Source organism: Pseudomonas sp. S2_H01, from assembly GCF_054668305.1.
In genome coordinates this window covers 2,495,267-2,515,741 of sequence record NZ_CP162756.1, presented here as the reverse complement: position 1 = coordinate 2,515,741, position 20,475 = coordinate 2,495,267, and the positions used below count along the sequence as shown (strand labels likewise).

The window sequence follows — 20,475 nt, the reverse complement described above, 5'->3', positions numbered from 1 at the left end:
TATCCCTTTTTTGTTTGAACGGGTTATGCCTTCAGCTGGGATCAACCGGCTTTTTCAACTTCGGATTAGGGAAGAACTGCACCCCCTGAACCTTCGGATCAGCCGGTTTCGGCACAGGCTTATTGACGCGTGTGCCCAGCTCTTTCGGGATCGACTGACCCTGGGCATTGAGCGTGTCTGAATACCCACAGGCCACGCACTCGCGGTGCGGAACATCGTCCTCGCTCCACATCATCAACTTGTCGGGCTCGCTGCACGCCGGGCAGACCGCCCCGGCGATGAAGCGTTTCTTGGTAATCACGTGCGGTGTATCGGTCATGCTGCCGCTTCCTCACTCAAGCCGCAATGGCGCAAGAGTGCGTCAATCGAAGGCTCGCGTCCCCGGAAGTCGACGAACAGCACCATCGGCGCCTGCGAACCGCCACGGGCCAGAATCGCCTCACGGAACGCGCGACCGGTTTCGGCATTGAGCACGCCGTCTTCTTCGAACTTGGAGAAGGCATCTGCCGACAGTACTTCAGCCCATTTGTAGCTGTAGTAGCCGGCGGCGTAACCGCCTGCAAAGATGTGCGCGAAACTGTTGGGGAAGCGGTTGTAGGCAGGCGGACGCATGACCGAAACCTCGTCACGCACGCCTTCCAGTACTTGCAGCGTGGTGCGACCGTCGCCGTGGGTGGCGTGCAATTCGAAGTCGAACAGGGAGAACTCCAGCTGTCGGACCATCATCAGGCCGGACTGGAAATTCTTCGCCGCGAGCATTTTTTCCAACAGATCCTGTGGCAGCGGCTCGCCGGTTTCGTAGTGACCGGAGATCAGCGCCAGACCTTCCGGCTCCCAGCACCAGTTCTCCATGAACTGGCTTGGCAGCTCGACCGCATCCCACGCCACGCCATTGATGCCCGAGGCGCCCGCGTGCTCAACACGCGTCAGCAAGTGATGCAGACCGTGGCCAAACTCGTGGAACAGCGTCGTCACTTCATCGTGGGTCAGCAGGGCAGGTTTGCCCGGTGCCGCCGGGGTGAAGTTGCACACCAGATTGGCAACCGGGCTTTGCAGCGAGCCGGCCAATGTGCGACGACGGTCACGCGCACCGTCCATCCACGCACCGCCGCGCTTGTTGGCGCGGGCATAGAGGTCAAAGAAGAAGCGGCCGACGTGCTGACCGTTTTCCTTGATTTCGAACAGACGGACGTCCGGGTGCCACGTGTCGAAGCCTTTCTGCTCGGCGATTTCGATGCCGTACAGTTTTTGTACAATCGCAAACAACCCGGTCAACACCTTGTCGACCGGGAAGTAGGCGCGCAGTGCCTCCTGAGACACGCTGTAACGCTGTTCCCGCAGTTTCTCGCCATAGAAGCCGCTGTCCCAGCTTTGCAGGTCCGGGCAGCCCTGTTCGGCGGCGTAGGCTTTCAGCTGTTGCAGGTCTTGAGCAGCAAATGGCTTGCTGCGTTTGGCGAGATCACGCAGGAAGCTCAGCACCTGATCGCTGGACTCGGCCATCTTGGTCGCCAGGCTCAACTCGGAAAAGCTCGCGAAGCCCAGCAGTTTTGCCAGCTCCTGACGCAGGTCGAGGATCTGCTCCATGATCGGGCCGTTGTCGTTCTTGCCAGCATTCGGGCCTTGGTCCGACGCACGGGTGCAGTAGGCTGCATAGACTTCTTCGCGCAGCTTGCGGTCGTGGGCGTAGGTCATCACCGCGTAGTAGCTCGGGAATTCCAGGGTAATCAGGTAACCGTCGAGGTCTTTGGCCTTGGCCGCAGCGGCCATTTGCGCCTTGGCCGAATCAGTCAGGCCGGCGAGGGTGGCTTCGTCGGTGACATGCTTGGTCCAGGCTTGAGTCGCATCGAGCAACTGGTTGGAGAACTGGCTGCCCAGCTCCGACAGTTTGCTCTGCACTTCGGCGTAACGCTTCTGCTGCTCGGGCGGCAGATCGATGCCCGACAGGCGGAAGTCACGCAGCGAGTGTTCCAGAATGGTTTTCTGCGCCACGTCGAAACCGGCGGCTTCCGGGCTGTTGGCCAGGGCTTCGAAGGCCTGAAACAGTTCGCGGTTCTGGCCCATCTCAGTGGAGTAGGCGCTCAATGCCGGCAGGCACGATTCGTAGGCTTCGCGCAGTTCGGCGCTGTTGCACACAGCGTTCAGATGGCTGACCGGGCTCCAGGCCGCGCCCAGACGATCGTTCAGTTCGTCCATCGCCAGCACCAGCCCAGCCCATGTAGGCTGCGTACCTTGCTTGGCGAGGATGTCGGCAATCGCGGCGCGGTTGTCGGCAAGAATCTGCTCAATGGCAGGTTTTACGTGCTCGGCGCGGATCGCCGAGAAAGGTGGCAGGTCGTACGATTGCAAAAGAGGGTTGTTCGCGCTCACGGTTTGGCACCTTGGCTGGAAGAAACACCTGAGCATCTTAATTAGAATCGGCGCTGACCGCAGCTATCAGCGCCAGAGAAGGAGCCTATTGTGGCTATTCGTACTTTCCAGAATCACACACCGGCCCTTGGCGACCGGGCGTTTGTCGATCATTCGGCCATTGTTATCGGCGATGTCGAGATCGGCGCCGACAGCTCCGTCTGGCCACTGACGGTGATTCGCGGCGACATGCACCGCATCCGTATCGGCGCCCGCACCAGCGTTCAGGACGGCAGTGTGCTGCACATTACGCACGCGGGGCCGTTCAACCCGGACGGTTTCCCGCTGTTGATCGGCGACGAAGTGACCATCGGCCACAAGGTCATGCTGCACGGCTGCACCATTGGCAGCCGTATCCTGATCGGAATGGGCAGCACGATCATGGACGGCGCCGTCGTCGAAGACGAAGTGATCATTGGTGCTGGCAGCCTGGTGCCGCCGGGCAAGCGTCTGGAAAGGGGCTTCCTGTACGTTGGCCGGCCGGTGAAACAGGTTCGCCCGCTGACCGAGAAGGAAATCGCCTTCTTCCCCTACAGCGCGAGCAATTACGTGAAGCTCAAGGACCAGCATCTGGCCGAAGGTTTCGACAAGCCCTGCTGAGCAAGACAGCTTTCCCCTGGACGCTGATTAACCTGTGGGAGCGAATTCATTCGCGAGACGTCGGTACATTCGACGCACCCCCTGCGGATGTGCGGGCCTCTCGCGAATGAATTCGCTCCCACAGAGTCCGTGCATCACCCAGACATTCTCTTCACGCTTCTGAGAGACGACATGCATTACCAGAATATTCTGTTCGACCTGGACGGCACGCTGACCGATCCGCGCGAAGGCATCACGCGCTCGATCCAGTTCGCCCTGAGCAAACTGGGAATCGACGAGCCCGACATCACTCGCCTTGAGCACTTCATCGGGCCACCGCTGCTGCAGCAATTCATGCGCGCCTACGATTTTGATGAGGCCAAAGCGTGGGAAGCAGTGGGGTTCTATCGCGAGCGGTTCAAGGTCACCGGCCTGTACGAAAATCTGGTGTTCAATGGCGTTTTCGAGCTGCTCGACCTGCTGTCCGATCAAGGCCGCACGTTATTTATCGCGACGTCAAAACCCTGGGTATTCGCCCATGAGATCGCCCGGCACTTTGACTTTGCCCGGCACTTCAGGCTGATCTACGGCAGCGAACTGGACGGCACGCGGACTGATAAAGTCGAATTGATTCGCCATCTTCTGGACGAGGAAAAACTCGATCCCAAGCAGACTTTGATGATCGGCGACCGCAAGCACGACCTCATTGGCGGTAAGCGCAACGGGCTGGACGTGGCGGCGGTAGGGTATGGGTTTGGCAGTCGCGAAGAGTTGGAAGCCGAAGCGCCGACGTATCACTTTGAATCGCTGAAAGCGCTGCATCAGGCGTGTCTCAAATCCTGACCGCACCACTTCCCATTGTAGGAGCGCGCTCGCCCGCGATTGCGGTGTGTCATCCGGCATTGATGTTTCAGGAAGGCCGCAATCGCGGGCAAGCGCGCTCCTACAGGTCTGACGTCAGGCTCAAGGCTTCGCCAACCGCTCCAGCGCGGCCTTGCGCTCGTCCTTGGGCAACCCGCCCAGCTTTTCGACGGCTGCGTAGAACGCCGGCCAATCGCCGTCCACCTGTTTGAACAGCGCCTCGAACGAGGGCACCCACTGATCATAGAGTCCGATCGGGAGTAACCGGGCGTTGTTCATGGGTGCGTACACCCACGCATCGAAACGCTTGTCGCCGCCCCATTGGCTGTCACGCATCTGTCTGTATTCACTGCGCAGACGCTCGAATTCTGCCGTCTTGCGCTGGCGCATGACGTCCGCGCCAAGAGGCTCGGCGTAGAGCGCTTTGAGACGGTCCCGGGTATTGAGCACCAGTTGCGTGAGTTGATCACGACGTTGCGTCTGGGAGGACGCTGTCTCGGGCGGCAATCCTCGCGCTGCCCGCCACTGCCGGGTGCCTTCTTCTTCCACGAAGGTGGCGTAGGACTCATTGAACTCGCTGTCGTCCTTCACATAAAACCGCTGGTGCGCCAGTTCGTGAAAGATCAACGTCGCCAGACGTTCATCACCCCAGTTCATCATTGAGCTGATGATGGGATCGTTGAACCAGCCCAGGGTCGAATAGGCCTCGACGCCGCTGACGTACACGTCTTTGCCGTCGAGCTTCTGCAACGCCGCTTCCCCTCGCGCCGCATTCTGGTCGTAGTAACCGCGATAGGCGACGCAACCTGCGATGGGGAAGCAATGGGTCACCGGATCAAGAGAAAACTCGCCTGTGGCGAAGACGTTCCAGACCACGTAAGGCCGATGGATGTCCGCAAACAGCCGATAGCTTTGATTGTCCGGCAGATGCAGGTGCTGGCTGGCGAACGCGCGGGCCTGCTGCGACTTGAGCAGACGGTCGCGCAGCTTGGGATCACGCTGCGGATCGGCAATGATATCGCTCACCGGCTCGTGCGCCCTGAGCAACGCCAACTGACCGCTGGCCAATTGCGTGTAATAGGAAAGACTGGAACAGCCGCTGAGGAGTAAAATCGCCAGCATCGGCACGCCGCGCCGCAACCACGTTGTTTTGAGTCGATTCATCCGGCGGCCTTAACGTAGAAAAATACCCAGGTTGCTCATCCCGAGCGTTATGCCGCAGAGCCAGCCTCTGACGCAACCATCATCGTCATCTGCCTGAATGCGGAGTCTGTCATGCGCCTGCCCCTGTCGATCCTTGCTCTGAGTCTGCTGGCTGGATGCGCCGGTCCATTGCCTGCGGTCGATCCGCAACAAGCCTGGATCGACCTGCACACGTTCACCGGCAAGACGCTGATGGCCGACAAACTGGACGGTGTGCGTACGGAGGATGGCCGCTATTTTCAGGTCACACCAGGCAAACACAAACTCGAAGTGCGCTACGACTATGAATACGCACCGGGCGGGATGGGACTGTCGATGGACATTTACAACGAGCTGACGTGCTACGTGACGATCAACTACGACCATTTCGAAGCGGGCCACCGTTATCGCCTCGACGTGCGCCACATCGCCAACAGCATCGACGCCCAGCTGCGAGACGAGCAACGCAAAGTGCTGGCGGAAGAGGGCGAGATTTTTGTATTCCGTGACATCGCTCATCACGAGTCGGTGTTCCGCCGGGTGATGATCTGTGAGAGTGAGCTTGCTCACGAATACTGAGTTACAGACCTCGGAAGCGTCATGGGTGTAACGACCTCGTCGTGAGCAAGCTCACTCCCACAGGAGGGTGTGTAGTGTACGAACTCACCGATCATTCTTCTGATAGATGATCTTCCTGGTGCCGTTCTCACAGGTGCCCACGACCATGTTCTGATCATGAACTTCTTCGTTGCTGACGACTTCCAGCGTGTATGAACTGACGTTCTGCGCCTGAATCTTGGCTTCGATCTCGGCCTTGAGTTCTTCGCAGGGTTTGGGAGCAGCGAACACGCTGCTGGTCAGTGCACTGATGATCAGGGTTGCGGCGATGCGTTTCATGTTCGACTCCTTCGATGCCGTGCGAGTCGCATCGGCCCTGCATATGACCTTGCCGCGACGAGCCGGTTCTCCTTGGCCCAAAACGCAGATGACCCGCATGTGCGGGTCATCGGGTGTTGCCTCAACGCGGGATCAGCTCACCAGGGTGGCATCCAGCGTGATCTTGGCGTTCAGCACCTTGGAAACCGGGCAGCCTTCTTTGGCTTTGGCTGTCAGATCATCAAATTGCTCTTGAGTAGCGCCTGGCACTTTGGCTTTCAAGATCAGGTGCACAGCAGTGATCGAGAAACCTTCGCCGTCCTGAGCCAGCGTGACTTCAGCATGAGTGTCGATGCTCTCGGCTTTCAGATTCGCACCACCGAGGATCATCGACAGGGCCATCGAGAAGCAACCCGCGTGGGCTGCGCCAATCAGCTCTTCCGGGTTGGTGCCTTTGCCGCCTTCGAAGCGGGCCTTGAAGCCGTAAGGGGCTTCGCGCAGAACGCCGGTTTCAGTGGAGATGCTACCGATACCTGTCTTCAGGTCGCCTTCCCAGTGGGCGGATGCTTTCTTGACGATGCTCATGGTGTCTCCTCATGAATGAAAAAAGTGCGAGTGATCGCACGTGGACCAAAAGTCTGAGGAGTGTAGGCGTGAGTTAGTTCAACAGTTATGACACGCGTGCTTAATTTGTCTTTTTTTGGTTATGGAAAATCCGACCAAATTAGTAGGAATTTTCTCTCTGCCCATTGCAACCTCAAAATCCGGCCTTATCCTATGGCTTAACGCAAATATTTAGGCTTAACGCAGGCATTGCTCTCACGCCCCGAACGTTTGAGGCGCCAGACCAAGCCCCAAGAGGATCAACAGCGGCCTATGAAACGATTAGCTGATGTGAAGATTTCTACCCTCGACCTGGTTCCGGTGCGCGAGGACAAAGGCCCGGCGGTTTCGCTACGCAATGCGCTGGACCTGGCGCAACATGTCGAAAAATGGGGATACAACCGATTCTGGGTCGCCGAACACCACAACATGGACGGCATCGCCAGCTCAGCCACCTCAGTACTGCTGGCGTATCTGGCGGGCGGCACGTCGACCATCCGCGTCGGCTCGGGGGGCGTCATGCTGCCCAACCACGCGCCGTTGGTGATCGCCGAGCAGTTCGGCACCTTGGCCAGTCTGTTTCCGGACCGTATTGACCTGGGTCTGGGACGAGCGCCGGGGTCGGATCAGATGACCGCTCGCGCCCTGCGCCGTGAACGCTCCGGCAGCGCCGACGACTTCCCCGATGACGTCGCGGAACTCATGAGCTACCTGGGGCCGCGCCAGCCGCACCAACGCGTCATCGCCGTGCCGGGCACTAACACCAACGTGCCGATCTGGCTGCTGGGCTCGAGCCTGTTCAGCGCGCAGCTGGCCGGTCAGCGTGGCTTGCCGTATGCGTTCGCCTCACACTTCGCGCCGCGTTACATGCATGAAGCCATTCGGGTCTATCGCAACCATTTCCAGCCTTCCGAGGTGCTCGACAAGCCTTACGTCATGCTGGGCGTGCCGTTGGCGGCTGCCGATACGGACGAGCAGGCGGAGTATCTGGTGACGTCGGTGTACCAGCGTATTCTCAACCTGATGCGCGGGCAGAGCCTGATGCAAAAACCTCCGGTCGAGAGCATGAACGGCCTGTGGCTGCCCCATGAACGCGAAGCGGTGATGGACTTCCTGGGCCTTGCGATGGTCGGCGGCCCGGAAAAGATCCGCGCCAAGCTGGACGTGTTGCTGGAACAGACCGACGCCGACGAGCTGATTTTCACCTGCGACATGTATGAGCACGCTGATCGGCTGCGCTCTTACGAGATTCTGGCGCAGGTCGCGAAGGGCTAGTCAGCGCACACAAAAAAACCGACGCCAGATGCGTCGGTTTTTTATGGGCACAACGGGCTGAATCAGCCGCGCTTGTAGACAATTTCCTTGCTGCCGCCGTCGCAGGTGCCAACGACCTTGCCGTCTGCGGCGCTGCCTTTGTCCACAGCTTCAAGCGTGTAAGACGCCACGCCTTTGGCTTTGATCTTCGCGTCGATGTCCGCCTTCACGTCATCGCACGATTTTCCGGCTGCAAAGGTGGTGCCCGCAATGCTCAACAACCCAACCGCCAAAAGAATCTTCTTCATCGGTCACACTCCCTCGTCAGGCGCTTTTCAAGCGTAAAAGGCCGCTGGAGATCAGCGGCCCATCACAGAGTCCTCGCGTCCGAATTCACGAACGGCGGGGTATGTATAGCGAAGGCTATGGCACTCGGCCAGTTTAAAAGTTCAGGTTTTTCAGCTGTTATCGATGCGGAAGCCCACTTTGATGGTCACCTGGAAGTGCGCCACTTTGCCGTTCTCGATATGCCCGCGCGTCTCCAGCACTTCGAACCACTCCATGAGCTTGACGCTCTTGGCGGCCTGGGCAATCGCATTCTGAATCGCATCGTCGGTGCTGGTGGTCGACGAGCCGACCAGTTCGAGCATTTTGTAAGTGTGGTGATCAGTCATGGCAGTTTTCCTCAAATGGTCTTCGATTGGAGCGTAGCAGCGAATCTGCTCCTGACGTCCGGCGTGGGTTGCCTACCTTTGAGGCGCATGGACCGGCTGAAAAGTTCATAAAAAGCGGCTGTTCGAAACCCGCACTGCACTTTCTGAAAACCCTGTAGTCGGAATCAACACACGCCACTCATCACTGCAGGAGAGTCACATCATGGCATTCACGTCATCCCGTAAAGCGTCATTGCAAAGCATGGAAGCCGAGATCGAGAGTTTGCTCAAGTCACTTGAGAGCTTGAAGTCCGACGCTTCGGACGAGTCGCGCAAAACCTTGAAGACCTTGAAGGCCAACGCCGAAAGCGCGCTGAGCCATTCGCGCAGCCTGCTGAGCGATGTCTATGAGGACGTTAAAGTGAAAACCCGCGAAACCGGCGTCGCCACACGTGACTACGCCCAAGAGCATCCTTGGACCACCGCAGGCGTCGCCGTGGGTGCGATCGGTTTGCTGGCGGCCTACTTGCTGTGCAAGCGCGGTAATTGATTACACCTGACCTGAACGTGCCAGCTCTTGCCTGAGCCATTGGGCCAGTTGTTGCGCCCGCCCATCGGCGGCACGTTTGGGTATCCACAAAGCCAGTTGCGCCGGGGTTTCACTGAAGCCCCATGGCGCAGCGAGGCGTCCTGCCTTTAAGTCATCCGCGACCAACGGCTCCGGGGCGATGGCAACTCCAAGGCCTGCAACTGCAGCCTCCAGCAAGTAATACAGATGCTCGAAACCCTGACCGTAGTGCAGCGCGTCGGGATCGATACCGTTTTGCTTTGCCCAACTGGGCCATGCTTGCAAACGCGAGGTGGTTTGCAGAAGCGGCTCGCCCTGCAATGCCTGTGCAGGCGCCTGGCACAGCGCCTCGAACCGCGCGAAACGGGGGCTCAATACAGGGCCGATTCGTTCGCTCGCCAGTTCGAAGACCTGCATATCCGCAGGCCAGGGCGGCTCCGCGAACACCAGCAATGCATCCAGACCCGGTCGCCGCGGATCGAGATCCCCTTCGCCAGCGGACAGATGCAACCTCAGATCGGGCAGGTCGGCGTTCAGCCTTCCCAGCCGAGGGATGAACCATCGCGCCAGAAGACTTCCCGAGCAGCCGAGAACGAACGGGGCATCCGCGCTGCCTTGGCTCAGCTCGGCGCACACGCTGCGCAGTCGGTCGAATGCTTCGCCGCTGGCGTCTCGCAGACGAATACCGGCATCTGTGAGTTTCAGGCCGCGACCATCCTTGCTGAACAGGCTAACGCCCAGGTGCTCTTCGAGAACTTTCAGCTGTCGGCTAACAGCGCCATGGGTAACGTGCAGTTGCTCCGCAGCCTGACTCACACTGTTGAGGCGGGCAGTGGCTTCAAAAGCACGCAAGGCGTTCAGCGGGGGAAGGTCTCGGCTCATGGGATCTGTGAGTTTTTCTGACAGGTTGCGCCGATCTTATCGGTTTTCATCGGCCTTTGCGCTGGTTAAAGTGTGTTCACTGCCTTAACGGCTCACCCTATTCGTCACCTCGGAGGTTCCTATGTCCCAGACAGAGACCCAATATCGCAATGGCCCGGACGTGCGGGGCATGTTCGGCGCGTTCGGCGGTCGTTACGTAGCCGAAACCCTGATGCCGCTGATCCTCGACTTGAACCGTGAGTACGAGATCGCGAAACAAGACCCTGCCTTCCTCAAGGAACTGGCCTATTTCCAACGCGATTATGTGGGTCGTCCAAGCCCGCTGTATTTCGCCGAGCGTCTGACCGAGCACTGCGGCGGCGCCAAGATTTACCTCAAACGCGAAGAGCTGAATCACACCGGCGCGCACAAGATCAATAACTGCATCGGCCAGATCCTGCTCGCCCGTCGCATGGGCAAGAAGCGCATCATTGCCGAAACCGGCGCTGGCATGCACGGCGTGGCAACCGCCACCGTGGCCGCGCGCTTTGGCCTGGAATGCGTGATCTACATGGGCACCACCGACATCGAGCGTCAGCAGGCCAACGTGTTCCGCATGAAACTGCTGGGCGCCACGGTCATCCCGGTGGTGGCCGGCACCGGCACCTTGAAAGACGCAATGAACGAGGCGCTGCGTGACTGGGTGACCAACGTCGACAGCACCTTCTACCTGATCGGCACGGTGGCCGGTCCACACCCTTACCCTGCGATGGTCCGCGACTTCCAGGCCGTGATCGGCAAGGAAACCCGCGAGCAGATGCAAGCCCAAGAGGGGCGCCTGCCAGACAGCCTGGTCGCGTGCATCGGCGGCGGCTCCAACGCCATGGGCCTGTTCCATCCGTTCCTGGATGACACCTCCGTGCGCATCATCGGCGTCGAAGCGGCCGGTCACGGCATCGAAACCGGCAAGCACGCAGCGAGCCTGAACGGCGGCGTTCCGGGCGTACTGCACGGCAACCGCACGTTCCTTCTGCAGGACAACGACGGCCAGATCATCGACGCACACTCGATTTCTGCCGGTCTGGACTACCCAGGCATCGGCCCTGAACACGCGTGGTTGCACGACATCGGCCGCGTCGAATACACCTCGGTCACTGACGACGAGGCCCTGACCGCGTTCCACCAGTGCTGCCGTCTGGAAGGCATCATTCCGGCGCTGGAAACCGCTCACGCCCTGGCTGAAGTCTTCAAGCGCGCACCAACGCTGCCAAAGGATCACCTGATGGTGGTCAACCTGTCCGGTCGTGGCGACAAGGACATGCAAACCGTCATGCACCATATGGATTTGTCCAAGCAGGAGAAACACTGATGAGCCGCCTGCAAACACGTTTTGCCGACCTCAAAGAACAAAACCGTGCCGCCTTGGTGACGTTCATCACTGCGGGTGACCCTGCATATGACACTTCGCTGGCGATCCTGAAAGGCCTGCCAAAAGCCGGTGCCGATGTGATCGAGCTGGGCATGCCCTTCACCGACCCGATGGCCGATGGCCCGGCGATCCAGCTGGCGAACATTCGCGCGCTGGACGCCAAGCAGAATCTGGCGAAAACCCTGCAAATGGTTCGCGAGTTCCGCGTCGAAGACACCACGACCCCGCTGGTATTGATGGGTTACTACAACCCGATCCACAACTACGGCGTGGAGCGTTTTATCGCCGAAGCGCGTGAATCCGGTGTCGACGGCCTGATCGTGGTCGACCTGCCACCTGAGCACAACAACGAGCTGTGCGACCCCGCGCAGGAAGCGGGTCTGGACTTCATCCGCCTGACCACGCCAACCACCGATGACAACCGTCTGCCAACCGTTCTCAATGGCAGTTCGGGCTTCGTGTACTACGTGTCGGTGGCCGGTGTAACCGGTGCGGGCGCGGCGACCATCGAACATGTGAAAGAAGCGGTCACACGTTTGCGTCGCCATACCGATCTGCCGATCAGCATCGGTTTTGGCATTCGCACACCGGATCAAGCCGCCGCCATCGCCCGTGTCGCCGAGGGCGTGGTAGTCGGCTCTGCGTTGATCGATCAGATCGCCAACGCGCAGTCCGCCGATCAGGCCGTCAGCGGTGTCTTGAAGCTGTGCGCCGAGCTGTCCGAAGGCGTGCGTAAGGCCCGTGTGTCCTGAAGGTAAAGTTTCTGATACAGAGGAATCTCCACCTTTGTTAGCAGACTAAGCAGTACAGCAAAGGGGTTCAGAACCTGATTCTGAACCCCTTTTTGCTGACTCGAATTTGCTCAGGAGCACGCTACATGAAAGTCTCGAATCGTTTGATCGCAGGGTTAAGCGTGCTGATGCTCAGCGCCAGCGCGCTGGTCCACGCGGCGCCGCCGGATCAACGTGGCGGCAATGACGACCATGGCCCTGGCCAACATCAGGACCGAGGCCCGCAAGGCGGTCCACAGGACAATCGAGGCAATGATCACGGTAACGATCATCGCAATGACGAGCATGCCGACAATCGTGACAACGATCATCGTGGTGGTCGCCCACCGCAGGATTTCGGCGACGTTCGCCGCACGATTCAAGAGCATCGCGAAATCATCGGCCGCGGCCAGCCACTGCCGCCCAATGTCCACATCGTGAGGGGCCATCCGCTGCCACGCGGCTATGGCCGTCGTCTGGATGACCGCTCGCTGCAATATCTGCCGCGTTACGACGGTTATGAATGGCGTCGTCTGGGGCCAGACATCGTCCTGATCGCGGTCGGCAGCGGGATCGTGTACGAGATCCTGGAAGGTGTTTTGAACTAAGCCACACCCAATCCTTGTAGGAGCGCGCGCTCCTACAAGGGTTATGCGTCCGATATCACTTCTTGAACATCCCCACATTCAATTCCCGAATCCCACCCATCCAGATCGCATGCTCGGTGTGATCGGCAAGGTCATCGCCGGTATCAGGATGGGTGAAGATCACCAGTCCGTTGCGATTCAGCGCCAGATACAGCATCACATCAGCGAACTTTGCATGCTCGAACGCCAACTGACAGCTCCAGTCGGGATGCGGCCCCACAGGCCGCTCATGCACTCGCCCCATGCGGATATCGAATTTGGCCGCTACGGTCTCGCACAACGCACGCGCCTGCTCGATGGTCTGGGCATCGAAATAAACGTGGGCGTGATAGCCCTGAACAGCTGACATGGTGTTCTCCCTCAATTTGGCTGAGCCGATTGTGCATTCGCCGTTTCTAAATCGCGATGGAAGGCATCGGCTTGCCGACCAACGAATCCCCGCTCAACGCCTGTTCACTTTTTAACCAGTCAACAAACCGCTGCACGATCTGCACCCGCCGTTTGCGCTGGGGCAGGACGACGTAATACCCGTAACCCGAGATTGCCGTAGCGTCGATGGGACGGCACAACAAGCCTTGATCCAGCAGATCGTCCACCAGATGTCGCCAACCAATGGCGACACCCTGGCCGCCGATCGCCGCTTGAATCAGCAATGTGTAGTTGTCGAATCGCAACTGTCCCGGCGCGGGCGCCTGGGCGATGTTCAGCGCGCGAAAGACGCCGCCCCAGTCAAACCAGTTGGTGCTGTTTTCGCCACGCAGGTGCAACAACGGAAATTCCTTCAGCGCCTCGTTGGGTAAGGGCAGGGGGCGTCCAGCCAGCAACTTGGGGCTGCAGACCGGAAATACTTCCTCGCTGAACAACCAGTGGCTTTCCCCCTGCTTGAAGCGCCCGTCGCCAAACAGTACGGCAACGTCGATGTCCGCGCGCAGCATGCTGTGGCTACGCTCGCTGGTCACCAGGCTCACGTCCACGTCGGGGTTGTCTTTGTGGAAGCGATGCAGGCGCGGCATCAGCCAATACGCGGCGAAGGCAAAGTCAGTCGCGACCTGCAATACCTCATGTTGATGCTGCTCGGTGATGAGGCTCAGACCGGCATCCATCGACTGCAATCCACTTTGCACGTGATTGAACAAAATCTCGCCGGCGTCGGTGAGCTCAATGCCTCGGTAGATGCGATCAAAGAGGCGCGTTGCCAGTTGTTCTTCTAACCTTTTGATTTGCTGGCTGATGGCCGGTTGAGTGGTGCCGAGCTCGACGGCGGCCGCCGTAAAGCTACGCAACCGGGCGGCAGCTTCAAAACCGCGCAGCAGGTCCAATGACATATCACCGAGGGCTTCAAACATAAGCGTGGCTTATCCTAGGCATTGCGTTTTATGGGCTTTACCGCTGATCCCATGGGTCTCATTCTCTGGAGCAGCAATTTCGCATAAATATTCACTATGGAATGCCGCGAATACATGAAGCGCAAGAACATTCTTTTCATCATGGCCGATCAAATGGCCGCGCCGATGTTGCCGATTTACGCCTCATCTCCAATCAAAATGCCGAATTTGAGCCGCCTCGCCGCTGACGGCGTGGTGTTCGACGCTGCTTACTGCAACAGCCCGCTGTGCGCTCCGTCGCGCTTTACCCTCGTCAGCGGTCAGCTTCCGAGCAAAATCGGCGCTTATGACAACGCTGCCGACTTCCCGGCCGATGTCCCGACGTACGCCCACTATCTGCGCCGTCTTGGCTATCGCACGGCGCTGTCGGGCAAGATGCACTTCTGCGGTCCCGACCAACTGCACGGCTATGAGGAGCGCCTGACCAGCGACATCTATCCCGCCGACTATGGCTGGGCGGTCAATTGGGACGAGCCGGACGTTCGCCCGACCTGGTACCACAATATGTCGTCGGTGCTGCAGGCCGGCCCGTGCGTGCGGACCAACCAGCTCGACTTCGACGAAGAAGTGGTCTTCAAGGCGCAGCAGTACCTGTTCGACCATGTGCGTGAAGACGGTGACCAGCCGTTCTGCCTGACCGTGTCGATGACTCACCCGCACGATCCGTACACCATTCCCAAGTCGTTCTGGAATCTCTACACCGACGACGAGATTCCCATGCCGCCTGCACCGCCCGCGCAGGCCGATCAGGACCCGCACTCCCAGCGTCTGCTCAAGGTTTATGACCTGTGGGACAAGCCGCTGCCGGAACACAAAATCCGCGACGCTCGCCGCGCTTACTTCGGCGCGTGCAGCTACATCGACGATAACGTCGGCAAGCTGCTCAAGACCCTGGAAGACACCGGTCTGGCCGACGACACCATCATCGTGTTCTCCGGCGATCACGGCGACATGCTCGGCGAACGTGGGCTCTGGTACAAAATGCACTGGTTTGAAATGTCCGCCCGTGTGCCACTGCTCGTGTACGCTCCGGGTCAGTTCAAGGCCGGCCGGGTAAAGGCCGCCGTGTCCACCGCCGACCTGTTGCCGACCTTCGTCGCGATGGCGCAAGGCGAGCTGGAGGCGGGCCTTCCGCTCGACGGCCGTTCGCTGCTGCCGCACTTGCAAGGCACGGGCGGTCACGATGAAGTGTTCGGTGAATACATGGCCGAGGGCACCAACAGCCCGCTGATGATGATTCGTCGCGGCGCTTATAAATTCATCTATTCGGAACAAGATCCATGTCTGCTGTATGACGTGGAGAACGACCCGAAGGAGCAGGAAGAGCTGAGCCAGTCCGAGGCTCACCGCGACCTGTTCAACGCGTTCCTGGCCGAAGCAAAGGCCAAGTGGGACATTCCGGCGATACACCATCAGGTGCTCGCCAGCCAGCGTCGTCGGCGTTTCGTCGCCGAGTCGCTGGCCCTCGGCAAGCTGAAGAGTTGGGATCACCAGCCGCTGGTAGACGCCAGTCAGCAATACATGCGCAACCATATCGATCTAGACGATCTGGAGCGCAAGGCCCGTTATCCACAACCTTGAACCCTGCCAACACTTAGAAAACCAAAAAAAGGGGCACACCATGAAGAAGTTGTTCACAACGCTGGCGGTTGCGGTGATGAGCTTGAGCAGCGTCGTTGCATACGCCGCTGACGCAAGCTGCAGTACGGTCAAGATGGCCGATCCAGGTTGGAGCGACATCGCTGCAACCAATGCCACGGCGGGCTTTCTGCTCGACAGCATGGGTTACAAGACCAAGGTCGATACGCTGGCAGTGCCGATTGCCTATGGTGGTCTCAAAGACGGTCAAATGGACGTTTTCCTGGGCAACTGGATGCCTGCGCAGCAGGGCTTCTATGACAAGTTCATCGCCACCGGCGATGTGACGCAATACGCCAAGAACCTGGAAGGCACCGAGTTCACCCTCGCCGTCCCTGACTACGTCTACGACGCGGGTGTGCATAACTTTGCCGACCTGAACAAGTTCGCCGACAAGTTCCACAAGAAGATTTACGGCATCGGTTCGGGGGCTCCGGCCAACGCGTCGATTCAGGAGATCATCAAGAAGAACGAGTTCGACCTGGGCGACTGGAAACTGGTTGAGTCCAGTGAACAGGCGATGCTGGCCGAAGTGCAGCGCAACGTGAAGAAGAAGGAGTTCGTGGTGTTCCTAGGCTGGACACCGCACCCGATGAACGTGCAGATCAAAGGCATGCACTATCTGAAAGGTGGCGAAAAGTACTTCGGTGATACCGGCAGCGTGTACACCGTGACCCGCAAGGGCTACGCCGACGCCTGCCCGAACGTGGCCAAGCTGTTCTCCAACCTGACGTTCACTCAGGACATGGAAAACACCATCATGAAGAACGTGGTGGACAACAAGGTCAGCAATACCGAAGCGGTCAAAGCCTGGCTCAAGGAAAACCCGGCGGTGCTTGAGAAGTGGTTGAGCGGTGTAAAAACCATCGACGACAAGGATGCGCTGCCAGCGGTCAAGGCCAAGTTGTAAGCGTCCTCCAGACCTTGGGATCAATTTGATCTCAAGGCTGATGACTGACATGTGGGAGCGAATTCATTCGCGAGACGGCGCCACAGGCGACAGAAATGTGTCGGATGTAACGGCGAATCGCGAATGAATTCGCTCCCACAGTAGATCTGCGGCATTAGGTAGATCGGCGACCGCCAGCAGCATCCACTTGTTGATCAACCCTCAGCCATCAACCGCCGCAACTCGGCCAGCACCGGCGCTGAGTCCGGGCGCACGCCGCGCCACAGGAAAAAGGCTTCCGCCGCCTGCTCGACCAGCATCCCCAGGCCGTCCACGGCTCGCCCGGCATGATGCTCGGTCGCCCAACGGCAAAACGCGGTGGGCTCCTTGGCGTACATCATGTCGTAGCAAAAGGTTTCGCCCGGTTGAATCAGGCTTGGCGCAATCGGCGGCACCTCTCCCGAAAGGCTGGCGGACGTTGCGTTGATGATGATGTCCACCGGCTCTTCAAGCCAGTCGTAACCGGCGGGCAGCACCGGACCGATATCCGCAAACTCCTGTGCCAGCCGTTCGGCCTTCTCCACCGTGCGGTTGGCGATGACCAACACGTACGGCTCTTCGGCCAGCAGCGGCTCCAGCGCACCGCGTACAGCCCCGCCAGCCCCCAGCAACAGCACGCGCTTGTCCTTGAGTGTCACGCCATGATTGACCTTCAAGTCACGCACAAGGCCCGCGCCGTCGGTGTTATCGCCCAACAGGCTGCCGTCGGCTTGCATCGCCAAGGTGTTTACCGCCCCGGCGCGACGACCGCGTTCGGTCAGTTGATCCGCCAAACGATAGGCCTCTTCCTTGAACGGCACAGTGACGTTTGCGCCAAGCCCGGACACGAAGAACTGCCTGGCGAACGCCGTGAAGTCATCGACTGGCGCCAGGGCGGTCTGGTAATCCAGCGCCTGACCGGTCTGCTCGGCAAACAGGCGGTGAATCAGCGGTGACTTGCTGTGTGCGATCGGGTTGCCGAAGACGACATAGTGGTCAGTCATTACGTGTTTTCCTCAGCGAGCCAGTCGCGATCCTGCAAGAAGTAGTCGGTCAAACGCGCTTCTTCGCTGCCCGGCGCGGCTTTCCAGTCGTAACCCCAACGTACCTGCGGCGGCAGGGACATGAGGATGGATTCGGTGCGGCCACCCGACTGCAACCCGAACAGCGTGCCTCGGTCGTAAACGAGGTTGAATTCCACGTAACGGCCACGGCGAAATTCCTGAAATTCGCGCTGCTGTGCCGTATAAGGCGTGGCCTTGCGGCGCTGCACGATGGGGAGGTAGGCGTCCACAAAGGCATCGCCGATGGCCCGCAGGAAAGCGAAGCTGGTGTCGAAATCCCACTCGTTCAGGTCATCGAAGAACAGACCGCCCACGCCGCGCGGCTCATTGCGATGCTTGATGTGGAAATACCGGTCACACCAAGCCTTGTAGCGCGGGTAGACGTCGGCGCCAAACGGCGCGCAGGCCTGCTCGGCGACTCGGTGCCAGTGCACGCAGTCTTCTTCAACACCGTAGTAAGGCGTCAGGTCGAAGCCGCCGCCGAACCACCAGACCGGTTCTTCACCTTCTTTTTCGGCAATGAAGAAACGCACGTTGGCGTGTGAGGTCGGAACATGTGGGTTATGCGGGTGCATGACCAGCGACACGCCCAATGCCTCAAAGCCACGTCCAGCCAGTTCCGGACGATGAGCACTGGCTGAAGGCGGGAGCCCTGCGCCGAAGACATGGGAGAAGTTGACGCCGCCTTTTTCGATGACGTCGCCGTTCTCGATCACTCGGGTCCGTCCGCCGCCACCGGCGGGACGCTCCCAGGCGTCTTCGACAAAACGTGCGCTGCCGTCTTCCTGTTCCAGCGCGGCGCAGATCCGGTCTTGCAGATCCAGCAGATAGGCTTTGACGGCATCGGTGCGAAAGGACATGGCAGTACCTTGAAAGAACGTGAAACCGGTGTTTGTGAGCATCGTTTTGGGCGCAATCTGCCGCTGAGAAGAGCGTCGCCCATCAAAACGCGGCCGCGAAAGTGGCGCGTAGCATATCACCGGCTTGGCCGGTGCCGCAGTTGACGAAGACCAAACGAAGGAGTCCGATAGAGCCCTTTCGTACAAAAGTTTCGATCCATGACGGAGAAAGCAAATGGCAAAGCGTATCCAGTTCCGCGCCCACGGCGGCCCTGAAGTTCTTGAGTACGTCGACTTCGAGCCGGCCGCTCCCGGTCCGAACGAAGTGCTTGTGCGCAACAAAGCGATTGGCGTCAATTTCATCGAAACCTATTTCCGCACGGGTCTGTATCCCGTTGCCTCGATGCCATCGGGCTTGGGTAACGAAGGGGCGGGCGTGATCGAGGCGGTCGGCACAGAAGTCACCCACGTCAAAGTCGGTGACCGCGTGGGCTACGGCACCGGGCCTCTTGGCAGCTACGCCGACCTGCACCTGACACCGGCGGCCAACGTGGTCAAACTGCCGGACGACATCAGCTTTGAGCAAGCCGCGGCCATCATGCTCAAGGGCCTGACTGTGCAGTACCTGTTCCGGCAGACGTACGAAATTCGTCCAGAAGAAATCATCCTGTTTCACGCCGCCGCCGGGGGCGTGGGCTCCATCGCCTGCCAGTGGGCCAGCGCCATGGGTGTGAAGCTGATCGGCACGGTCAGCTCACCGGAGAAAGCCGCCCACGCCAAAGCCAACGGCGCGTGGGAAGTCATCGACTACAGCAAGGAAGACGTGGCCAAGCGCGTGCTTGAACTGACCGATGGCAAGAAAGTCTCGGTGGTCTACGACGGCGTCGGCAAAGACACGTGGGAAACCTCTCTGGACTGCCTGGAGCTGCGCGGACTGCTGGTGAGTTTCGGCAACGCTTCAGGGGCTGTATCGGGCGTAAACCTGGGGATCCTGGCGCAGAAAGGCTCGCTGTACGTAACCCGCCCGACCCTCGGTTCCTACGCCAACACCCCGGAAGCCTTGCAGGCGATGGCCGACGAGGTGTTCGCAATGGTGTCCAGCGGCAAGGTCAAGGTGGATGACCTGAAAAAATTCGACTTGAAGGACGCGGCCAAGGCGCACACCGAGCTGTCGGCACGACGCACGACCGGGTCGATCATTTTGGTGCCTTAGTCCAACGACTCAATACCTGTAGGAGCTGCCGGAGGTTACGACGGTGGCGAACGCGTTTTGCCTGACACACCGCATTCGCCACTCTCGTAACCTCGCGCAGCGCCTACAGGGTCGTGCAAACGACATCACCCCGCCCGCACCACCTCGGCCGTCACAAGGTCACGAATCACACTCGGATTACGACGCCCGCCCAGCGAACCACCCAAGACCATGTCCAGCTGATTGTGGAAATACTGCTCGATCCGCAACCGCGAACGCGCGGCAGGTCGGCCCGTCGGGTTGGCCGACGTCGACACCAGCGGCCCGGTCAACGCGCACAGCTCACGCACCAGCGGATGATCGCTGACACGCAGCGCCACGGTGTCGCGGCCACCTGTGATCCAGTCGGGCAACAGGCCCTGATGCGGCACCAGCCAGGTGTTCGGGCCGGGCCAAGTGCTGGCCATGCGATCAATCCACAGCTCAGGGAAATCCTCGAAGAGGAAATCGAACTGGCGAATATTGTCGGCAATCAGGATCAAGCCTTTTTCCACAGGCCGCGCCTTGATTGCCATCAAGCGGTAAACCGCTTCCGCATCCCAAGGGTCGCACCCCAGACCCCATACCGCTTCGGTTGGATAGGCAATCACCGCTCCGGCCCGGATCTCTCGTGCGGCTTGTTGCACACGCCAACTGCTGACCATCGTTCACTCTCCGAATTAACGCTGGTGGGCAGTTTA

General features: G+C 59.5%; 24 protein-coding genes. 11 read left to right on the top strand and 13 right to left on the bottom strand.

The genetic code is table 11. The features are described 5' to 3' along the window. Window positions 1-31: 31 nt before the first annotated feature. Complete coding sequence (locus tag AB4N84_RS11170) at window positions 32-319, bottom strand: YheV family putative zinc ribbon protein (RefSeq protein ID WP_074757508.1); 288 nt, start codon at window positions 317-319, stop codon at window positions 32-34. Beyond that, window positions 316-2,403, bottom strand: coding sequence for an oligopeptidase A (gene prlC / locus AB4N84_RS11165; RefSeq protein ID WP_460046366.1), 2,088 nt, complete (start codon window positions 2,401-2,403; stop codon window positions 316-318). The genes AB4N84_RS11170 and prlC overlap by 4 nt, the downstream gene beginning before the upstream one ends. A gap of 54 nt (window positions 2,404-2,457) precedes the next feature. Here prlC and AB4N84_RS11160 point away from each other — a divergent pair, with 54 nt between their 5' ends. Then, entirely contained in the window at window positions 2,458-3,006 is a 549-nt protein-coding gene (locus AB4N84_RS11160) for a gamma carbonic anhydrase family protein (RefSeq protein WP_460046365.1), read from the top strand. A gap of 171 nt (window positions 3,007-3,177) precedes the next feature. After that, window positions 3,178-3,828: an HAD family hydrolase gene (locus tag AB4N84_RS11155; protein ID WP_460046363.1), complete on the top strand. Its 651-nt coding sequence runs from the start codon at window positions 3,178-3,180 to the stop codon at window positions 3,826-3,828. A gap of 120 nt (window positions 3,829-3,948) precedes the next feature. On the opposite strand, the gene AB4N84_RS11150 is transcribed toward AB4N84_RS11155, so the two are convergent. Beyond that, on the bottom strand, window positions 3,949-5,010 hold the full coding sequence (locus AB4N84_RS11150; RefSeq protein WP_460046362.1) for an aminopeptidase: 1,062 nt from the start codon (window positions 5,008-5,010) through the stop codon (window positions 3,949-3,951). A 111-nt stretch (window positions 5,011-5,121) separates the two neighbouring features. Here AB4N84_RS11150 and AB4N84_RS11145 point away from each other — a divergent pair, with 111 nt between their 5' ends. Further along, window positions 5,122-5,607: a PA0061/PA0062 family lipoprotein gene (locus tag AB4N84_RS11145; protein ID WP_460046361.1), complete on the top strand. Its 486-nt coding sequence runs from the start codon at window positions 5,122-5,124 to the stop codon at window positions 5,605-5,607. An 84-nt stretch (window positions 5,608-5,691) separates the two neighbouring features. Here AB4N84_RS11145 and AB4N84_RS11140 read toward each other — a convergent pair whose 3' ends face one another. After that, window positions 5,692-5,925: a DUF1161 domain-containing protein gene (locus AB4N84_RS11140; RefSeq protein ID WP_460046360.1), complete on the bottom strand. Its 234-nt coding sequence runs from the start codon at window positions 5,923-5,925 to the stop codon at window positions 5,692-5,694. 132 nt (window positions 5,926-6,057) lie between these two features. Next, entirely contained in the window at window positions 6,058-6,489 is a 432-nt protein-coding gene (locus tag AB4N84_RS11135; protein ID WP_460046359.1) for an OsmC family protein, read from the bottom strand. Window positions 6,490-6,780: 291 nt separating this feature from the next. On the opposite strand from AB4N84_RS11135, the gene AB4N84_RS11130 reads away from it, so the two are divergent. After that, on the top strand, window positions 6,781-7,782 hold the full coding sequence (locus tag AB4N84_RS11130) for an LLM class flavin-dependent oxidoreductase (protein WP_074757494.1): 1,002 nt from the start codon (window positions 6,781-6,783) through the stop codon (window positions 7,780-7,782). Window positions 7,783-7,844: 62 nt separating this feature from the next. Here AB4N84_RS11130 and AB4N84_RS11125 read toward each other — a convergent pair whose 3' ends face one another. Together AB4N84_RS11125 and AB4N84_RS11120 are read right to left on the bottom strand one after the other, a co-directional pair. Then, the gene (locus AB4N84_RS11125; protein WP_074757492.1) at window positions 7,845-8,069 is read right to left on the bottom strand and encodes a DUF1161 domain-containing protein; all 225 of its coding nucleotides are present in this window, start codon (window positions 8,067-8,069) and stop codon (window positions 7,845-7,847) included. Between the two features lie 150 nt (window positions 8,070-8,219). Then, window positions 8,220-8,435 carry a dodecin gene (locus AB4N84_RS11120; protein WP_074757490.1) on the bottom strand — a complete coding sequence of 72 codons (216 nt, stop codon included), beginning with the start codon at window positions 8,433-8,435 and terminating at the stop codon, window positions 8,220-8,222. 202 nt (window positions 8,436-8,637) lie between these two features. Between AB4N84_RS11120 and AB4N84_RS11115 the strand changes: the two genes are divergently transcribed. Further along, window positions 8,638-8,964, top strand: a complete 327-nt coding sequence (locus tag AB4N84_RS11115) for an ElaB/YgaM/YqjD family protein (protein ID WP_120128247.1) — start codon at window positions 8,638-8,640, stop codon at window positions 8,962-8,964. Here the strand turns inward: AB4N84_RS11115 and AB4N84_RS11110 are convergent, their stop codons facing one another. Continuing rightward, window positions 8,965-9,864 carry a LysR family transcriptional regulator gene (locus AB4N84_RS11110; protein ID WP_460046358.1) on the bottom strand — a complete coding sequence of 300 codons (900 nt, stop codon included), beginning with the start codon at window positions 9,862-9,864 and terminating at the stop codon, window positions 8,965-8,967. Between the two features lie 121 nt (window positions 9,865-9,985). Here AB4N84_RS11110 and trpB point away from each other — a divergent pair, with 121 nt between their 5' ends. The 3 genes from trpB to AB4N84_RS11095 all read left to right on the top strand — a co-directional run bounded on the left by trpB (window position 9,986) and on the right by AB4N84_RS11095 (window position 12,650). Continuing rightward, the gene (gene trpB, locus AB4N84_RS11105; RefSeq protein ID WP_074757484.1) at window positions 9,986-11,212 is read left to right on the top strand and encodes a tryptophan synthase subunit beta; all 1,227 of its coding nucleotides are present in this window, start codon (window positions 9,986-9,988) and stop codon (window positions 11,210-11,212) included. Beyond that, on the top strand, window positions 11,212-12,024 hold the full coding sequence (gene trpA / locus AB4N84_RS11100; protein WP_074757482.1) for a tryptophan synthase subunit alpha: 813 nt from the start codon (window positions 11,212-11,214) through the stop codon (window positions 12,022-12,024). Before trpB ends, trpA begins: the two co-directional genes overlap by 1 nt. A 125-nt stretch (window positions 12,025-12,149) precedes the next feature. After that, on the top strand, window positions 12,150-12,650 hold the full coding sequence (locus AB4N84_RS11095) for an anti-virulence regulator CigR family protein (protein WP_460046356.1): 501 nt from the start codon (window positions 12,150-12,152) through the stop codon (window positions 12,648-12,650). A 55-nt stretch (window positions 12,651-12,705) separates the two neighbouring features. Here AB4N84_RS11095 and AB4N84_RS11090 read toward each other — a convergent pair whose 3' ends face one another. Together AB4N84_RS11090 and AB4N84_RS11085 are read right to left on the bottom strand one after the other, a co-directional pair. Beyond that, window positions 12,706-13,038, bottom strand: a complete 333-nt coding sequence (locus AB4N84_RS11090; RefSeq protein ID WP_460046355.1) for a DOPA 4,5-dioxygenase family protein — start codon at window positions 13,036-13,038, stop codon at window positions 12,706-12,708. A gap of 46 nt (window positions 13,039-13,084) precedes the next feature. After that, window positions 13,085-14,035, bottom strand: coding sequence for a choline sulfate utilization transcriptional regulator (locus AB4N84_RS11085; RefSeq protein ID WP_460046354.1), 951 nt, complete (start codon window positions 14,033-14,035; stop codon window positions 13,085-13,087). Between the two features lie 114 nt (window positions 14,036-14,149). Between AB4N84_RS11085 and betC the strand changes: the two genes are divergently transcribed. Then, window positions 14,150-15,655: a choline-sulfatase gene (betC, locus tag AB4N84_RS11080; protein ID WP_074757628.1), complete on the top strand. Its 1,506-nt coding sequence runs from the start codon at window positions 14,150-14,152 to the stop codon at window positions 15,653-15,655. Window positions 15,656-15,695: 40 nt separating this feature from the next. Continuing rightward, window positions 15,696-16,622, top strand: coding sequence for a choline ABC transporter substrate-binding protein (choX, locus tag AB4N84_RS11075; RefSeq protein ID WP_460046353.1), 927 nt, complete (start codon window positions 15,696-15,698; stop codon window positions 16,620-16,622). A gap of 194 nt (window positions 16,623-16,816) precedes the next feature. Here choX and aroE read toward each other — a convergent pair whose 3' ends face one another. Then, window positions 16,817-17,644, bottom strand: coding sequence for a shikimate dehydrogenase (aroE, locus tag AB4N84_RS11070; RefSeq protein ID WP_460046352.1), 828 nt, complete (start codon window positions 17,642-17,644; stop codon window positions 16,817-16,819). Beyond that, entirely contained in the window at window positions 17,644-18,564 is a 921-nt protein-coding gene (gene hemF, locus AB4N84_RS11065) for an oxygen-dependent coproporphyrinogen oxidase (RefSeq protein WP_074757626.1), read from the bottom strand. The genes aroE and hemF overlap by 1 nt, the downstream gene beginning before the upstream one ends. A 214-nt stretch (window positions 18,565-18,778) precedes the next feature. On the opposite strand from hemF, the gene AB4N84_RS11060 reads away from it, so the two are divergent. Next, on the top strand, window positions 18,779-19,756 hold the full coding sequence (locus AB4N84_RS11060) for an NADPH:quinone reductase (protein ID WP_074757468.1): 978 nt from the start codon (window positions 18,779-18,781) through the stop codon (window positions 19,754-19,756). Window positions 19,757-19,881: 125 nt separating this feature from the next. Here AB4N84_RS11060 and AB4N84_RS11055 read toward each other — a convergent pair whose 3' ends face one another. Then, window positions 19,882-20,439: an L-threonylcarbamoyladenylate synthase gene (locus tag AB4N84_RS11055; RefSeq protein ID WP_460046351.1), complete on the bottom strand. Its 558-nt coding sequence runs from the start codon at window positions 20,437-20,439 to the stop codon at window positions 19,882-19,884. Window positions 20,440-20,475 lie beyond the last annotated feature (36 nt).

Excerpts from the sequence above, each read along its gene's own strand:
- AB4N84_RS11170 (WP_074757508.1), bottom strand. The coding sequence starts at position 319 with ATGACCGATACACCGCACGTGATTACCAAGAAACGCTTCATCGCCGGG.
- prlC (WP_460046366.1), bottom strand. The coding sequence starts at position 2,403 with ATGCTCAGGTGTTTCTTCCAGCCAAGGTGCCAAACCGTGAGCGCGAAC.
- AB4N84_RS11155 (WP_460046363.1), top strand. The coding sequence starts at position 3,178 with ATGCATTACCAGAATATTCTGTTCGACCTGGACGGCACGCTGACCGAT.
- AB4N84_RS11150 (WP_460046362.1), bottom strand. The coding sequence starts at position 5,010 with ATGAATCGACTCAAAACAACGTGGTTGCGGCGCGGCGTGCCGATGCTG.
- AB4N84_RS11145 (WP_460046361.1), top strand. The coding sequence starts at position 5,122 with ATGCGCCTGCCCCTGTCGATCCTTGCTCTGAGTCTGCTGGCTGGATGC.
- AB4N84_RS11140 (WP_460046360.1), bottom strand. The coding sequence starts at position 5,925 with ATGAAACGCATCGCCGCAACCCTGATCATCAGTGCACTGACCAGCAGC.
- AB4N84_RS11135 (WP_460046359.1), bottom strand. The coding sequence starts at position 6,489 with ATGAGCATCGTCAAGAAAGCATCCGCCCACTGGGAAGGCGACCTGAAG.
- AB4N84_RS11130 (WP_074757494.1), top strand. The coding sequence starts at position 6,781 with ATGAAACGATTAGCTGATGTGAAGATTTCTACCCTCGACCTGGTTCCG.
- AB4N84_RS11125 (WP_074757492.1), bottom strand. The coding sequence starts at position 8,069 with ATGAAGAAGATTCTTTTGGCGGTTGGGTTGTTGAGCATTGCGGGCACC.
- AB4N84_RS11120 (WP_074757490.1), bottom strand. The coding sequence starts at position 8,435 with ATGACTGATCACCACACTTACAAAATGCTCGAACTGGTCGGCTCGTCG.
- AB4N84_RS11115 (WP_120128247.1), top strand. The coding sequence starts at position 8,638 with ATGGCATTCACGTCATCCCGTAAAGCGTCATTGCAAAGCATGGAAGCC.
- AB4N84_RS11110 (WP_460046358.1), bottom strand. The coding sequence starts at position 9,864 with ATGAGCCGAGACCTTCCCCCGCTGAACGCCTTGCGTGCTTTTGAAGCC.
- trpB (WP_074757484.1), top strand. The coding sequence starts at position 9,986 with ATGTCCCAGACAGAGACCCAATATCGCAATGGCCCGGACGTGCGGGGC.
- trpA (WP_074757482.1), top strand. The coding sequence starts at position 11,212 with ATGAGCCGCCTGCAAACACGTTTTGCCGACCTCAAAGAACAAAACCGT.
- AB4N84_RS11095 (WP_460046356.1), top strand. The coding sequence starts at position 12,150 with ATGAAAGTCTCGAATCGTTTGATCGCAGGGTTAAGCGTGCTGATGCTC.
- AB4N84_RS11090 (WP_460046355.1), bottom strand. The coding sequence starts at position 13,038 with ATGTCAGCTGTTCAGGGCTATCACGCCCACGTTTATTTCGATGCCCAG.
- AB4N84_RS11085 (WP_460046354.1), bottom strand. The coding sequence starts at position 14,035 with ATGTTTGAAGCCCTCGGTGATATGTCATTGGACCTGCTGCGCGGTTTT.
- betC (WP_074757628.1), top strand. The coding sequence starts at position 14,150 with ATGAAGCGCAAGAACATTCTTTTCATCATGGCCGATCAAATGGCCGCG.
- choX (WP_460046353.1), top strand. The coding sequence starts at position 15,696 with ATGAAGAAGTTGTTCACAACGCTGGCGGTTGCGGTGATGAGCTTGAGC.
- aroE (WP_460046352.1), bottom strand. The coding sequence starts at position 17,644 with ATGACTGACCACTATGTCGTCTTCGGCAACCCGATCGCACACAGCAAG.
- hemF (WP_074757626.1), bottom strand. The coding sequence starts at position 18,564 with ATGTCCTTTCGCACCGATGCCGTCAAAGCCTATCTGCTGGATCTGCAA.
- AB4N84_RS11060 (WP_074757468.1), top strand. The coding sequence starts at position 18,779 with ATGGCAAAGCGTATCCAGTTCCGCGCCCACGGCGGCCCTGAAGTTCTT.
- AB4N84_RS11055 (WP_460046351.1), bottom strand. The coding sequence starts at position 20,439 with ATGGTCAGCAGTTGGCGTGTGCAACAAGCCGCACGAGAGATCCGGGCC.